This window comes from Sphingobacterium griseoflavum (genome assembly GCF_014653155.1).
GTDB classification, from domain to species: Bacteria; Bacteroidota; Bacteroidia; order Sphingobacteriales; family Sphingobacteriaceae; genus Sphingobacterium; species Sphingobacterium griseoflavum.
Genome location: NZ_BNAF01000003.1, coordinates 24,103 through 39,935 on the forward strand (window position 1 = coordinate 24,103; position 15,833 = coordinate 39,935).

The following is a 15,833-nucleotide window of genomic DNA, read 5'->3' on the forward strand; positions in this document are numbered from 1 at the left end:
CCTTGGCGAATGGGCACTCAGCATTAGAAAAGCCTCTTCCACCAAGACTTGTGAATACCGATGTAAAGCTTCCCGCTATCTACTTTCAGGGGATAGGTAGGAATGAAATTACCCTGTCCTGCGTCGCCCCTACCGGTGGTTAGATCAAATCGATGTCGGTGAACGGGACAGACAATTTTCTTCGCTTCGCACCAACCCTGTGCTAAATCCGCGCCAGCATGGGGACAACGATTGCCAACAGCAAACAACTCTCCATCTTGCTTGACCAAGCAGATGACTTTGCCCGCTACCTTAAGCCTTTGCATTCCGCCTTCTGCCACCTGAACGTCGGATACCAAGTGCCAATCTTCTTTATCCATATTCGCTAAATATAAGGAGAATAGCTTAAGAGCCAAATAGCTAAATAAAAACGGGCTTTCGAATATCGAAAGCCCGTCGTCCATATGATTGCTCAAATTTCCTATTGGAATTTTTTCGCATTGATTTTTCTATCACCTTCTGATAGATATATCTTGCGCAACCGCATAGACTGCGGCGTTACTTCAATATATTCATCCGCTTGAATATATTCCATACATTCCTCCAATGAAAACTTGATTGCCGGAGCAATACGCGTGTTATCGTCAGATCCTGATGCGCGCATATTCGTCAGCTGCTTTCCTTTCGTAATATTGATTGTTAAATCATTATCTCGGATATGCTCACCCAATATCTGTCCTTCGTATATGTCTACACCTGGATCAACAAAGAAGCGACCGCGATCCTGTAATTTATCAATGGAGTAGGCGGTCGTTGATCCCGTATCCAAGGAAATCAATACCCCTGCCAAACGACCAGGGATAGTACCCTTCCAAGGCTCATAACCTTTCAAGCGATGTGCCATTACCGCTTCACCCGCTGTTGCGGTCAGCACGTTGTTACGCAGGCCAATGATACCACGTGAAGGAATAGAGAATTCTAGGTGTTGCATTTCACCTTTTGATTCCATGATCAACAATTCTCCCTTACGCTGGGTGACCAATTCGATAACTTTTCCAGATACTTCAGCAGGTACATCCACCACCAACTCTTCGATCGGTTCGCACTTTACGCCATCTATCTCTTTTACGATAACCTGCGGTTGACCAACTTGAAGCTCGTAACCTTCACGACGCATTGTCTCAATCAATACAGACAAGTGAAGGATCCCACGACCATATACCAACCAAGCATCCGGTGATTCTGTGGGAACGACACGTAAGGCTAGGTTTTTTTCCAACTCTTTCTGCAAACGGTCATAGATATGGCGTGACGTCACGAATTTACCCTCTTTACCAAAGAAAGGTGAATTGTTGATGGTGAACAACATGTTCATGGTAGGTTCGTCAATGTGCATCACCTCGAGTTGCTCCGGGTTTTCAAAGTCAGCAATGGTATCGCCGATCTCGAATCCGTCAATACCGACGACTGCACAGATATCACCGGCGTATACTTCGGAAACTTTTATGCGGCCAAGCCCCTCAAAAACCTGTAGTTCCTTCACCCGTGATTTCACGATCTTGCCATCACGTTTTACCAATGACACAGGTTGGTTTTCTTTGATCACGCCCCGTGCCACACGACCGATTGCGATACGACCAACGAAAGTAGAATAGTCTAGCGAGGTTACCTGCATCTGTAAAGTACCTTCAGAAATCTTAGGAGCAGGGATGTGCTCAAGAATCGCATCTAATAAATCAGTAAAGTCCGTTGTTGGTTTCTTCCAATCTGTCGACATCCATCCTTGTTTAGAGGATCCATACAATACTGGAAAATCCAACTGCTCCTCTGTAGCGCCCAAGTTAAAGAACAGGTCGAAGACATTTTCGTAAACCTCTTCGGGGCGACAGTTTTCCTTGTCAACCTTATTGACAACAACGATGGGTTTGATCCCAAGGCCTAAAGCTTTTCCGGTCACGAAACGCGTTTGCGGCATTGGTCCTTCAAAAGCATCCACCAATAGTACGACACCATCGGCCATTTTCAATACCCGCTCTACTTCACCACCGAAATCCGCGTGACCAGGCGTATCAATAATATTGATTTTGACATCCTTATATTTAACCGATACGTTTTTGGACACGATAGTGATTCCACGCTCACGCTCCAAATCGTTATTATCTAAAATAAGCTCACCTGCATTCTCGTTTTCACGGAACTGGTTGGTGAAATATAAAATCTTATCAACGAGGGTAGTTTTACCGTGGTCAACGTGTGCGATAATCGCGATATTCCTGATGTTTTGCATTGAGCGATACTGTATTATAAAAAATTCGAGGTGCAAAGATAATTATTTTGCACCTCAATTTTTTATTTTTTATATTATTATTTTATTACGTTTAGTTCTTTCCCCACTTTGGTAAACGCGCTGATGGCTTTATCGAGATGTTCCGTATCATGCGCAGCGGAGATCTGCACACGAATCCTCGCTTTCTCCTGTGGCACAACGGGGTAGTAAAATCCGATAACGTAAATTCCTTCTTCCAGCATTTTTGCAGCGAATTCCTGCGCTAACTTCGCTTCATATAACATGACCGGAACAATGGGATGGAAGCCGGCCTTGATGTCGAAACCAGCCTCGGTCATTTTTTCTCGGAAGTATTTTGTATTGGCCTCCAGCTTGTCGCGAAGAGTGGTCGTTTCGCTTAACATGTCTAAGACGGCAACGGATGCTCCAGCGATCGCCGGAGCCAAGGTATTGGAAAACAAATAAGGACGTGAGCGTTGGCGTAGCATATCAATGATCTCTTTGCGTCCGGATGTAAATCCGCCCGATGCACCACCTAACGCTTTTCCTAATGTGCCCGTAATGATATCGACGCGGTCGATCACGTCAAAAAGTTCATGAGTTCCCCTACCGGTCTTGCCGATAAAGCCCGAGCAGTGCGATTCATCAATCATGACCAACGCTTCGTATTTATCTGCCAAGTCACATATTTTATCTAATGGAGCCACCGAGCCATCCATCGAAAATGCGCCGTCGGTCACAATTAGTCGATGTCTTGCCCCTGCCGCCGCCTTCAATTGCGTTTCTAAATCGGCCATGTCACTGTTTTTATATCGAAAACGTTGCGCTTTGCAAAGACGTACGCCATCAATAATCGAGGCATGATTCAGTTCGTCTGAGATGATGGCATCTTCTGCGCCTAGCAGCGGCTCGAAAACTCCGCCATTGGCGTCGAAAGCTGCCGCATAAAGAATGGTATCTTCTGTCCCCAAAAACTTGGAGAGTTTAGCTTCCAGCTCTTTATGCACATCCTGCGTACCGCAAATAAAACGAACCGACGACATACCGTACCCATGACTATCAATTGCTCTTTTTGCAGCTTCCAGCACTGCCGGATGTGAAGACAGGCCCAAATAATTGTTCGCGCAGAAGTTGATCACCTCTTGGCCAGAAGCAACCTTGATGTCCGCACCTTGCGGTGTAACAATAATACGCTCTTGCTTGTATAAACCTGCTTCTTTTATCGCTGCAAGTTCTTTTTCTAATACGGGTTTTAATGTTTTAAACATGATAATTCGAAAGTAAAAATTCAAAAACAAAAAGTAAAACAGCTTTTACGAAACCCACACGATTAAGAAAACTCCTATTAAAGACCTTTCTATTTGCATAGGGAGCGGCTTGCTGTCAGCTAAGCACTTAGCTCTTGATCCATGCGAAGATAAAGCTATATTTCAGAACTACAACAGGAAATCGATTGCTCAAATTTACTCGTAGCGCAAGGCTTCCACCGGATCAAGCTTGGAGGCCTTGGATGCGGGGTAGTATCCAGATAGAATTCCCACGACAATACAGACAGTTAGTCCAAGCCCCATCCACTGCCAAGGAATGATAAAATCTGCTCCTAAAGCGAGTGCCAAGAGATTTCCGATGAGCATACCCAAGAGTATACCCGCAACGCCCCCTAACACACAGATGACGATCGCCTCCATCAAAAATTGTTTGCGGATCACATTGGGCGTGGCACCGATGGCTTTACGGACTCCTATTTCGCGCGTACGCTCGGTTACCGAAACCAACATAATGTTCATCAACCCGATGGATGCTCCCAGCAAGGTGATAAAAGCTATAATGATAGCGCCCATGGTCACATAGCTTAGGTTCTGCATGAGTATCTGCGCCACTGCATCCGACTTAACAATTTCGAAATCGTTGGTTTGTTTGGCATTTAACCCCCTTATTTTACGAAAGGTGGCAATTGCCTCTCCCTCGGCCGCCTCCATTTTAAATGGATCCGTTGACATTACGGTGATGACAAACGAAGGATTTCCGCGAGCCATCATGGCCCGTCCGCGCGAAAGGGGCACAAAACAGGCCTTATCCCCCCCAAAGCCCGCGCTAGACCCCTTGCTTGCAAGTACACCGATTACGGTAAACCGATCTCCTCCCAACGTAATATATTCGCCCACCGGATTCTTGTTGTTCTTAAACAACTTGTCTTTGATTTCCTTACCTATGATCACGACGCTGGCAGCGTAATCTATGTCTTGAACCGTCAAGTTTCGGCCATCTTCCAATTTATAGCCGGATGTCTGTAAATAGTTTTCGTCTGCGCCCAGCACACCGATATTTGGGTTTGTTTTCTCTGTTTTATACTTGGCTGTTGCACCCCAAGTCACATTTGCGTTGATGGAAACCAATGCGCCAAAGTCAAAGTTACGCTTAAAATCGAGCGCATCCTGATAGGTAATTGCCGGAAAGACTTTTGCTTGGCTTCCTGAATCGCCGATCCGCACATTCACACCTCGATTACGGATATTGAACGAATTAGATCCCATGGAAGAAAAAGAGTTTGTGAGCGAGCTTTGGATAGCATCGATTGAAGTGAGCACCCCAATCAAGGCCATAATACCGATAGCGATGATCAATGCAGTAAGAAATGTACGTAGCTTGTTGCTTACAATGGATTGCAAGGCCAACTTTACATTTTCCCGATAAGACATGTTAACCGACATGGCGACTTCTTTCCTCCAAAATACGGGAAAAAGTTAACATGCAGCAAGTAAAAGCAAAAAAGTTAGGGCCGCATCGTGGAAAGATGGGGCCCTCAACTCCGTAATTTACTCAATTCGCTTCCAAGTTTCCGTACGTCCCAATAAAGAAACGCCCATATAGCCACGAATATCCAACTTATCTTTCCCTTTTAAAGTCATCTTGCAGCTGTACGTTTTGCCAGACTTCGGATCGTATATTTGACCATCTTGATAGGTGTCCCCATTTTTGGTGAAATTTGTCAGAATTTCCAGTCCTTGGATCTTCCTGCCCCTTAGGCTAGCATCCGGGTTTTTCTCATCTTTTTTGTTCGCATCCTTTATCCAATACAGCTTACCGAAATACTTATTACCTTTCTTGTAAATCTCAATCTTGCCTTCTCCACTCGGATTTTGCCATTTACCAATGATGGGATCGCTTGCCTGCGCAAAAACGAAAAATGTCAATAATACTGCGAAACATGTTAATGCAATCTTTTTCATACGTGTGTGTGTAAGTTGTGAAAATTTGATGGACATCCGCGATGATCGTGTATGTACATCCCTGCTATCGTTTATAATCTCTACTAAGATACATTATTTTTATATGCAAGCATAGCAAATTACTGATAAAAGTTTCCATTTCCTCAATCCACACCTAACGATCTAAAGTCTGCCGAAATGAACCAGGCTAGAACAGCGTGGAGCACTTAATTTTGGCATTTTTTTTGAAACGATGGAGACGGTTAAATGTAAAAAAATTATGCGATTTATAATTAGTCTTTTGCTTACGGGTGCCATTGTTGCTGTAGCAGCTTTTATTGTGCCAGGAGCGCATGTGGAAGGTTTTGGCTGGGCTATTATCACAGGTCTGGTCATCGGATTAGTGAATGCAATTGTTGGAGGTATTTTGCGTCTGTTCACCTTCCCGTTGAATTGGCTCACATTTGGTTTGGTTTCCTTTATCATCACCGTCCTCATGATTATGTTGAGCGACAGTCTAATGGGCAGCAAATTTGATGTCGACGGATTTTGGACGGCAACGCTTTTTGCCATTGTCGTGGCACTTATCGAAATGGTGCTTGGCAGATTTTCGAGTGAAAAGCGCTAAACGTTGACATAGAAGGAAAATTAGGGCACCTATAAAAAGATCCGACACGCAAAATTGCTGTGCCGGATTTTTTATCGCTCATGCATTTATTGCGCATCCCACCAAACCCTGCTAGATAAAATGCTATTATCGCCCTGCGCGACTACCATTTCATTATTGGTATTGAGCTCCGTTTCAGGATACATAAATCGAAGTGGAAAAGTTGTAGGATTGGTCGCGGTAGCTGAGTTAGGAAATGCAGGATATCCTAATCGGCGATGGTCATTCCAAGCCTGCATATTATTGATCCCGGCTAGTGCCAGCCATTTTTGCGTAATAATTCGTTCTATTTTGTTCGTGGCATTGTTTATATCGACATTCCTGTCCGTGAGGTACGTATCGATATTATAGTTCGAAACGTTAAATAAATAATTGAAGGACGCCTGCACTGCACTCCGATAAACTTGCTCCAGCGAGCCACTAATCCAGCCTCTCGCTATCGCCTCTGCCTGTAAAAAGTTTGCTTCCGACAAAGAGATCATTACGGTGGCTTGACTGAAAGACTTTATAACGCCGGCGGCGCTATTAGCATTTTCGACAGGACCTTTCAGGGCCGATGTATTTTGGGCAGCATAAGCATTATCGATGGTGTTATTACCAAAAATTACACCTTTGAAATCGCCGTCAACCGCTGTGTAAATTTGTGCTAATCGCGGGTCATTACGCTCTTTATACATGCTTATCAAGTAGTTTGTCGGTCTAATATTTGCATAATTTGCAACCGCAACGCCCGCATTATTCCGGTAATAGGTTTCGTACATCGGGTTCATTTTACCCACGGTATTTAAATATCCCGGATTTACCTGGGCATCTTCAAGAATAAAACCTGAGCCCTCTTGCACGATCTTGCTCACTTCATCGGCAATGTAGCTGGACTGCGCTGCTATTTCAGACTGTCGAAGCAACGCCCGCAGCTTTAATGTATTACCGAACCTCGCCCACTTAACCTTATCCCCCCTAAACAAGACATCGTCAGTTGTTGGCAATAATGAGGCGACCTTGACGTCCTCTATCCCGTCGTTGATAAGCTGTATCGATTTTTGGTATACATCCTGTCCCGCTTCATACCTTGGATGTAGCACTGCAGATCCTTTCAACGCGTCATCGAAGGGAACGTTATTGTAAAAATCAACCAGTGTAAAATAATGATGAGCCATCATGATCTTGGCGATACCCGCATAAAATCGAGCATCTTCAGCATTTGCTTGATCGAGGATTTCCTTATAGTAGAGCAGATTATTATATGTCGATTCCCATACCGCTATCCCATCTCTCGTATCTCGTATTGCTGGGCCATTATACATTTTTAACGCAGTAAATGCATTTACACCTTCATTGGAAGTGCCCCAATATCCACCCCACATCCCGCCAATTTGGTTCAATGTTGTCGCCTCATAATGAGCTGAGACGACCAGGGCAGCAGGAAGCTTCGCATGCAAACTAAGGTTTTCTTTCACCGGAGAATTGGGGTCTATATTGACATCCAAAAAATCGTTACAAGATACCGCAGCGGTTAATACGATTGCGAATAATCCTATCTTGAAAATTATGGTTCTCATGTTTCGTTAATTAAAAAGTCATATTAATATTAAATCCAAACGATCGCGATGTGGGTATTTGCCTGAAGCTCGAATATCCGTCGGTTTGGTTATATAGGGCTTCCGGATCACCAATCTGATTAGATGAATGTTTTATAATAAACACGTTATTACCTACCAATCCTATGCTGGCCTTTTTGAATACGCCCTGCCGCTGAACAACGCTGTTCGGTAAAGCATAACCTATATAAAGTTCTCTTAATTTAAGATAATCTGCCTTCGCCGCCGTGGTAGTTTGTATTGCACCATACTTCGTCCACCAGTCTTTATCGCCCTGTGATAACACATTGGTATTTTCTGTGAACGTTCCATCATCTTGCTTGATTACCGTATTAGGCATCAAAAATGGTTGGCGATCATATTTCACCGTTTCGGGATGCGTTCCAGCACTATACATCCTGGGTATGACCTCCGAATACATCCAACTGCCTAAACGAGAATCTACCTGAAAACCTATCGAAAATTCTTTATAGCGAAACTGCGTGTTAAATCCGAACAAGTAGGGCGGCACCATGGTGCCAAGAATCACCTCTTCCTCTGAGGGCAACACATTTCCGGATTGGTCCAATACAATTTTTCCCTCGTGCCTTTCAAAATCAGTCATCCTTAAGGTTGGGTAGGGTTCATCCTTTATGGCATAGGCTTGTCTGAATATGTTAAATTCATTTCCGGCATACAGATCTTTCGCTTTTGTATCTGTAAACGTGAAGTTTATGCCAAATTGCAAATCAATATCTTGTGATCGTATTGCCGAACCGTTTAACATCACCTCCAAGGTATTGTTAATCATCCGGCCAGCATTTACATAGGTCGAGTTGAAGCCCGTAGCTCGCGAAATGCCAGCGTTAAAAATCTGACCATCTGAATCAGAATAGGCATAAGTAATATCGGCATTTAAGCGACTATCAAGAAAGCCTAATTGCAGGCCTCCTTCGTATGACGTAACAAACTCTGGTTTCAATCGGCTATTCGGCTCGATCAGCGAGGGCGTGAAACCGACGAGGCTTCCATAAGGAAATCCATTAGTCTGGCTGTAGGTAAGGTTTAAGCGATAGGGATCAAGTGTCACGTTACCGGTACGATTATATGACCCATAGATTCGACCATAGTTTAGCATTTTCGAATTTTTCGGCCCCGCAATCGCATCTGTGAACACAAACGATGCACTTACGCCCGGCGTGAAATAGCTATTATTCGATGGGTCAAGTGTAGACACCCTGTCGTTTCTACCCACTAGGGTCAAAAATAGGTAGTTTCTGTAGCCCATAGTAAATTCACCATACGTCGAAAGCGAGCGATACTGGGTGATGGTGGAACCTCCGCTCAGTTCTCCAGTACGCGATCCTTGGTTAAAGATATCTTCGAAAAGTAGATTGTTTGCTTGGACATTAATGAGTTTTGCATCATCCATACGGATGTTGTGACCGAGCAGCAATCTCGTCGTAAATTCTCCAAATTCTTTCCTGAAATTTAGCATGAAGTCGTTATTCAAACGCGTAAAATCGCGCCCTGAGTCATTTAGGGTACCATTGATGTTACGTGTAGCTATGTTGGATACCAATTTTTTATTGGTGACTCTGCCGGCCTCGGCTTGTAGATAGTAGCCAGTTCTATTTGTAACAGAAAACCAATCTGTGAAATCATAGGTAAATTCCAACTTCGAGTTTAGGGTATGTTGGTTGGCGGTATTTCGATTGTTATTGGCCATAAAAATCGGATTCCTTGTCCCAGCAACCGGATTATACCAATTCAGAGGATGGTTGGGCGAAGACGGGTCTTCCCATTCCCTTGCTTCATTATAGTCTATATTCGCCGGCTGTGTGTATACAGATAGCCATGGGCCGTCGCTTGTTGTATTATTTTTGAAGAGAACATAGTTTGCATTAAAGGAGGTCGTTAATTTATCGAAGCTTCGAGTGCCGTTAAAACGAACACCGGTACGACTAGACTTGTCATGCGGAATGACACCTTTAAGCCTCACATCCTGTAGGGACAAGAAATAAGAGCTTTTTGCATCTCCTCCGGAGAAGGATAAGTCGTTTTGGACCGTCACCCCTGTATCAAAAAAGTCCAAACGGTTATCTCTAGCCGGCGCAGCATACAACTTAGTAGGCTGGATCCCGTTAATCGGCAGTCCGAAATCGCGCATCTCGCCATTGAAACGATCTCCCCACGACTCTGCACTTACCGCACTATAAACACCATTCTGCCCCTGTCCGAAAGCTTTTTGTGCAGGGGGCAATAGAAAAACATTGGCAAACGTGGTGCTATTTGAGAAATTAACCTCTCCGGCTCCCGTCTTTCCAGACTTTGTGGTGATCATGATCGCACCATTAACCCCTTCAGAGCCATAAAGTGCTGCCGCATTCGCTCCTTTCAAAACAGTGATGTCAGCGATATCGTTTGGGTTAATTCTTGTTATATTTGGAAGCGGTACACCATCGACGACGTAAATTGGATCATTTTTACTTCTATTCAGGGAACGTGTTCCTCTCATACGAATTTGAATACCGGGATCCGTCTTACCCGTCGTTTGGTCTGTAGCATTTATCCTAAGCCCAGCCACTTTACTTGACAAAGCCAATAACGGGTTCACCACTTTCCCTAGATTTAGCTCCTCGTTATTGACAGATTGCGCTGAGGTACCGAGCTCCCTCGATGATCTTTTGATGCCCAGTGCACCTGTGACGACGACTTCAGTCAATTCATTGACGCTTCGATCCAGTTTGATAACCACATCATGGTTTTGCCCATCTATAGGGATCTCTTTATTTGCATAGCCCAACATATTTACTTGCAATATTTGGCCTTGATGCGCACGAATTAGGAAACCACCGGTACTCCCGGAAACAGGCGTTCCTGACCGTGGGTTTTCTTTTATTTTAACAGAAGCTCCTTCCAATGGAGCACCTGATTCCCCGTCGGTAATACGGCCTCGTACTGTCACATGCTGTTGTGCAAACGTTATCCCTACGCAAAGCATCGCGACGAACGACAGACACGATTTTAAATAAAAAACTTTCATTGTATTAGATTAAATTTCTATCTTTATCTATCCTTTAGAATAAGTCTAAATTAACATTACAAAAATAGAATTAATCTAAATAACGAAATGACAGCATTGGAAAATAATCGTGTACATTCGGAAAAATATGCTTTACCACTAGATTTGGAGTCTTTCGGTAGGTTGCAGTTGACGATGCAATATATCGTGTTGGAGGAGGCAAATATCCTAAACATCAGCTTCCCTTCAAATGGCTATTTGAATATCATGTGCCCTCCCACAATGGAGCAGTTTTCCTATACCGTAGACAGCGAAACCTTGTTATTTGAGGCGCCGCAGAATATCATTCACTACGTGAAGGAAAATCAATGTCTTCAGGCGAATGGGCTTTGCGGAGCAAGTCAAGCCATCCTTATCTTCATCCCGGAAACATGTCTATCAAATATGTTTGATAAGGGAGCCGATCATGTCAGGCAAGTCTCCAATAATAGCCGTCTTCTGCTAATCAAGTCGCGCGTCCTGAAAATCTACGCCAGCACAACTGTCGCAAAGAACATCCGTATCCACAGTTTGCTATTGGAGGCATTGGCCTTGCAACTGGATATGTTACACGCACTTAACGCATCTACGATACAGGCCGTATTGTTAGCGAAAATATTGCAGGCGCAGCAACTTATAGAGAACGATCTTGCAAAAACCTATACCATCAGTGAGCTTGCAAAAGCGGTCGGAACCAATGAGCAGTATCTGAAAAAGTATTTTAAGCAGCATCTCGGAAAGACCATTATGCATTATGCATTGGAGGCGAAAATGCTATACGCTAAAAAACTGATAACGACCGGTGATTTCCGGATTGCTGATGTAGCGCGTATGACAGGCTACAAACATGCTACCCATTTCAGTATGAGCTTTAAGAAGTTTTTTGGCTTTCTTCCGACCTCTTTGCGCTATTCTTTGCTTTTTCAGGGAGCTGGGATGGGCATAGCCGAACTAAATGTGCTGGCAGCAATCGAAGCCTGTTGCCCCATGGGGTTCAGCATGGTTTAAAAGCGGAGGGCTTAAACATTAAAAAAGCCCACTTCCGTGGGCTTCTTGAGAGGTTAAGTTTCGTAATTATCTATCAAACTTCCAGCGTACGAATGCTTCAATAGCTTCATAATCCGCCAAGCCCAACTTATGGTACAGTTCAGCGGTTTCGCTGGTCCTATCTTCGGCACGTACCCAAAACTCCCGCGGATCGTCTCCGGGAAAGACAGGGACATCTTTCTGCGACTGGTGCTTAAAAATGGCCAAGCGCTTGCGCTTCACCTCCTGTGGCGAAAGCGGCACGGCCATCTCGATTTCGTGGATAGGATACTCGTGCCAAGCACCACGATATAACCATAGCCAGCAATCTTTTGTCCATTCATCCGTTTTCGAAAGTCGCTTCAGCGCTTCAAACAAGATATCAAAGCAGACTTTATGTGTGCCATGTGGATCGGCAAAGTCGCCCGCTGCAAAAACCTGATGAGGTTTTACTTTTCGCAGTAGCTCCATTGTCTGAACAATATCATCCTCGGTAGATACCTCTTTAGAAAATTTACCGCGATCGTAAAATGGCAAATCTTGGAAATGGATATTTTCATCCGGCAGGCCTACAAATCTTGCGCCAGCTATTGCTTCACCCTTCCGGATCAAAGCTTTGACCGAGCGAATGATTTCCGGATCCACTTGATTAGGTTGTTTTGTTTTAAAAAACTCGCGTGCTTCTTTATAGATCTTCGAGGTAACGCCATTGTCATCATCCACCGCAACGGCAAAATCTTGGACAAACTCCAAGTAACGGAGCACATCGTCGTCCCAAACGGCTGTATTGCCAGAGGTTTGGTAAGCGACGTGTACGTTATGTCCTTGATCCGCCAAACGGATAAATGTGCCACCCATGGAGATCACATCATCGTCTGGGTGTGGCGAGAATAGAATAACATTCTTACGTGCAGGTTCTGCACGTTCTGGACGACTCGAATCGTCTACCCCAGGCTTGCCACCCGGCCAGCCCGTGATTGTACGCTGCAGTTCATTAAAAATCTTGATATTTATATTGTAAGCGGGACCTTGTTCGGTAACCAACTGCGCCATCCCATTATTGTTATAGTCCTCGTCGGTAAGCTTTAATATAGCTTTGCTGAGTTTCAATGATAACCAAACAACGGCCTTTTTAATCAGGGAATCAGTCCACACAACTTCGTGCGCCAACCAAGGCAAATAAAAACGGGTCAATTGCGACGCAGCATCTTCGTCTAGCACAAATTCTACCTTGTCTGATAGTTGAAGGAAGGTAGCTGGAATATCAGAAGAAATATCACCTTCAACGGCTTTCTTCACAATATCGGCTTTTTTCTCATTCCACGCCATTAAAATAATTTCTTTGGCTTTGAAAATTGTTCCTACCCCCATGGTGATGGCTTTGGTGGGCACATTTTCCTTTCCTCCGAAATCACGCGATGCATCGCGGCGCGTCAGATCGTCCAAAATTACGAGGCGTGTACCCGAGTTGGGTGCAGATCCCGGCTCGTTAAAACCAATATGCCCCGTACGTCCAATACCGAGGATCTGGATATCCAGACCACCAAGATTGGAGATTTTCTGTTCATATGCTTCGCAAAAAGCCTGCACAGCATCCTGCGGCAAGGTTCCATCTGGAATGTTAATGTTATCTTTCGGAATGTCAATATGATCAAACAAGTTTTTGTTCATGAAGGTCACATAACTTTGATCCGCATCAGGCTTCATGGGATAATATTCATCCAAATTGAAAGTGACCACATTTTTGAAGCTCAAACCTTCTTCTTTGTGCAGCCTTACCAGTTCTTTATAAACGTGAACAGGGGTAGCGCCGGTCGCTAAGCCTAACACCGCCGTTTCATCTTTCGCTTGTTTTTGTTTGATGATGGTAGCTATGCGATTCGCAACATCCACCGAGGCTTCGCTTTGGCTGGGGTATACCTTCACCGGCACCCGTTCAAAACGTGTTTCCTCTAATAAGTTTAATCTTGCCATTAATAAGGATAATTTATATTGTTAACAACCTGAATAACAAATTTAAAAAATAAAACCATTCAAAATCGAAAAAATCAGGCGAAATCCTGCAAAAAAATGCAGGAGCCGCAAAACAATCGTTTGCCCTTATACCTTTTGAAGTAGTTCGACTGCTCGAGATAGTGTATCTCCATCCTTGGCGAAGCAAATTCGCACCAGTTTTTGCTCGCAAGGAGTGCTGTAAAAAGCGGCGACCGGGACGGTTGCTACCCCATGGTTGATCGTTAAGTCTTGTGCAAATTCCCTTTCTGGCTGTCCACTGATCTGTTGGTAACCCGCTAAAAGGAAATAGGTTCCCTCGCTCGGTACAACCGAAAATCGCGACCGTAGTAATCCCTTCACCAAAAAGTCGCGTTTCTCCTGCATGAAGGCGGGAAGATCCAGATAGCAGCTACTATCCTTCAAATATTCGGCGATTGCCATCTGCATGGGTGTGTTCACGCTAAATACATTAAACTGATGCACCTTTCTAAATTCCTGTGTCAGCAAGGGTGGTGCTATAACATAGCCTAACTTCCAGCCTGTGGTATGTAAAAGTTTACCAAACGAAGCAACGACCCAACTGCGTTCCCGCAGTGCAGGATAAGATAACACCGATTTATGCTTTTGTCCGTCAAAAACAATATGTTCGTAAACCTCATCGCTCAGCAAAAAAACAGCGTTGTCCTGCAATATCTGCTGCAACTGTTTCCAATCGCTATCTGTCCATATTTTTGTACTAGGATTACCCGGGTTGTTTACAATGATCAGCTTCGTCTTCTTGGTGATTGCTGCACGAACCTCCTGCCAGTCAACGGCAAAATCTGGAGCCAACAGACGAACCGGGACCACTTTCCCCCCAAAAACTTCTACGCTGGGCCGATAGGAGTCGTAGGCCGGTTCGAAAATAATGACTTCGTCGCCGGGCTGCACAACGGTTGCCATCGCAGTAAAGAGTGCCTGCGTGGCACCCGCTGTTATGGTGACCTCGCTCTCCGGATGTACCGCAACCGCATATACGTCGCTTACTTTCTGAGCAATCTGCTCCCGAAGCGGCATGCAACCAGGCATCGGCGCATATTGATTCCAACCTTTCTCCATATACTTATCAACTAACGCGATCAAAGCCGCCGATACCGGATAGTTCGGAAATCCCTGCGAGAGATTGACCGCACCGTGCTGCGTTGCGAGTGCCGACATCTGGGAAAATATACTGCCGGAGGTGTTCGGCAGTTTGGAGTGGAAGGATGAGCTTTGAAAGGTTTTTGTCATTTTAGCGTTCAATTATCCTACTAAATTAATAGATTATTTATATTTGTGCTATCACATACGGAAGAAACAACGCATTTATGAAAAAATTAATAGGTATCATTCTTTTGGCATTCCCACTTTTGGTGTTATCGCAGACCAAAGCGGAGCTGATCAAACAGGTTAAAGACAATCCCACAACTGTGGAAAGCTTAAAAACTATACAACGTGTGGGCGGCTACTACCCCGAGTACAAGGAACTTCGTGCCCTATACAACGGGCTAGATAAAGCTGTTCGCAAATCTAAGGAAGGCAAGGCATTCGACTATTACCTGAAAAGACTGGAGAACAGTTCTGTCGGAAAAAAAGCGCCAGGTATTACCCAACTGACTCCTGAAGGCGAGCCATTTTCCTTAACGGATCTGCGGGGCACCTACGTGTTGATTGACTTTTGGGCCGCCTGGTGCCCGGATTGCCGCAGAGAGAACCCCAGTTTGGTAAAGACTTATGCTGAATTTAAGGACAAAAATTTCGAGATTTTAGGCGTCTCATTCGATCGGAAGCTAGAAGATTGGGTAAAAGCCATCAAAGACGATAAGTTAACTTGGAAGCACATATCCGATTTACAGTCTTGGCAGAACGCTGCGGGCACGCTTTATGGCGTGCGCTCCATTCCACAAAATATTTTGGTTGATCCGGCAGGCATCATCATTGCACGCAACCTGCATGGCGAAGCATTGAACGAAAAACTTCGGGAATTGCTTCACTAAAGTTAGCACATGAA

Annotated in this window: 12 protein-coding genes; 3 read left to right on the forward strand and 9 right to left on the reverse strand. The window is 44.5% G+C overall.

Going from position 1 to position 15,833, the window contains the following annotated elements; all coding sequences use genetic code 11:
- Nucleotides 1-23: 23 nt before the first annotated feature.
- From IE165_RS04295 to IE165_RS04315, 5 genes are all read right to left on the reverse strand, one after another.
- Nucleotides 24-359: a Rieske (2Fe-2S) protein gene (locus IE165_RS04295; protein ID WP_189625374.1), complete on the reverse strand. Its 336-nt coding sequence runs from the start codon at nucleotides 357-359 to the stop codon at nucleotides 24-26.
- A 101-nt stretch (nucleotides 360-460) separates the two neighbouring features.
- Nucleotides 461-2,266 carry a translational GTPase TypA gene (typA, locus tag IE165_RS04300; RefSeq protein ID WP_189625375.1) on the reverse strand — a complete coding sequence of 602 codons (1,806 nt, stop codon included), beginning with the start codon at nucleotides 2,264-2,266 and terminating at the stop codon, nucleotides 461-463.
- A gap of 77 nt (nucleotides 2,267-2,343) precedes the next feature.
- Entirely contained in the window at nucleotides 2,344-3,534 is a 1,191-nt protein-coding gene (gene kbl / locus IE165_RS04305; protein ID WP_189625376.1) for a glycine C-acetyltransferase, read from the reverse strand.
- A gap of 195 nt (nucleotides 3,535-3,729) precedes the next feature.
- Nucleotides 3,730-4,977 (reverse strand): ABC transporter permease, encoded by a 1,248-nt coding sequence (locus IE165_RS04310; RefSeq protein ID WP_189625377.1) that lies wholly within the window; start codon nucleotides 4,975-4,977, stop codon nucleotides 3,730-3,732.
- Between the two features lie 105 nt (nucleotides 4,978-5,082).
- The gene (locus tag IE165_RS04315; protein ID WP_189625378.1) at nucleotides 5,083-5,496 is read right to left on the reverse strand and encodes a DUF2147 domain-containing protein; all 414 of its coding nucleotides are present in this window, start codon (nucleotides 5,494-5,496) and stop codon (nucleotides 5,083-5,085) included.
- A gap of 259 nt (nucleotides 5,497-5,755) precedes the next feature.
- Here IE165_RS04315 and IE165_RS04320 point away from each other — a divergent pair, with 259 nt between their 5' ends.
- Nucleotides 5,756-6,103, forward strand: coding sequence for a phage holin family protein (locus IE165_RS04320; RefSeq protein WP_189625379.1), 348 nt, complete (start codon nucleotides 5,756-5,758; stop codon nucleotides 6,101-6,103).
- Nucleotides 6,104-6,189: 86 nt separating this feature from the next.
- Here IE165_RS04320 and IE165_RS04325 read toward each other — a convergent pair whose 3' ends face one another.
- A complete protein-coding gene (locus IE165_RS04325) occupies nucleotides 6,190-7,701 on the reverse strand; it encodes a SusD/RagB family nutrient-binding outer membrane lipoprotein (RefSeq protein ID WP_189625380.1) in 1,512 nt (503 codons plus the stop codon).
- A 10-nt stretch (nucleotides 7,702-7,711) separates the two neighbouring features.
- Nucleotides 7,712-10,765 carry a SusC/RagA family TonB-linked outer membrane protein gene (locus IE165_RS04330; RefSeq protein WP_189625381.1) on the reverse strand — a complete coding sequence of 1,018 codons (3,054 nt, stop codon included), beginning with the start codon at nucleotides 10,763-10,765 and terminating at the stop codon, nucleotides 7,712-7,714.
- An 87-nt stretch (nucleotides 10,766-10,852) separates the two neighbouring features.
- On the opposite strand from IE165_RS04330, the gene IE165_RS04335 reads away from it, so the two are divergent.
- On the forward strand, nucleotides 10,853-11,791 hold the full coding sequence (locus IE165_RS04335; RefSeq protein WP_189625382.1) for a helix-turn-helix domain-containing protein: 939 nt from the start codon (nucleotides 10,853-10,855) through the stop codon (nucleotides 11,789-11,791).
- A gap of 66 nt (nucleotides 11,792-11,857) precedes the next feature.
- Here the strand turns inward: IE165_RS04335 and nagB are convergent, their stop codons facing one another.
- Complete coding sequence (gene nagB, locus IE165_RS04340; protein ID WP_189625383.1) at nucleotides 11,858-13,783, reverse strand: glucosamine-6-phosphate deaminase; 1,926 nt, start codon at nucleotides 13,781-13,783, stop codon at nucleotides 11,858-11,860.
- Between the two features lie 126 nt (nucleotides 13,784-13,909).
- Nucleotides 13,910-15,073, reverse strand: a complete 1,164-nt coding sequence (locus IE165_RS04345; RefSeq protein WP_189625384.1) for a methionine aminotransferase — start codon at nucleotides 15,071-15,073, stop codon at nucleotides 13,910-13,912.
- 77 nt (nucleotides 15,074-15,150) lie between these two features.
- On the opposite strand from IE165_RS04345, the gene IE165_RS04350 reads away from it, so the two are divergent.
- Nucleotides 15,151-15,819, forward strand: a complete 669-nt coding sequence (locus IE165_RS04350) for a peroxiredoxin family protein (protein WP_189625385.1) — start codon at nucleotides 15,151-15,153, stop codon at nucleotides 15,817-15,819.
- Nucleotides 15,820-15,833 lie beyond the last annotated feature (14 nt).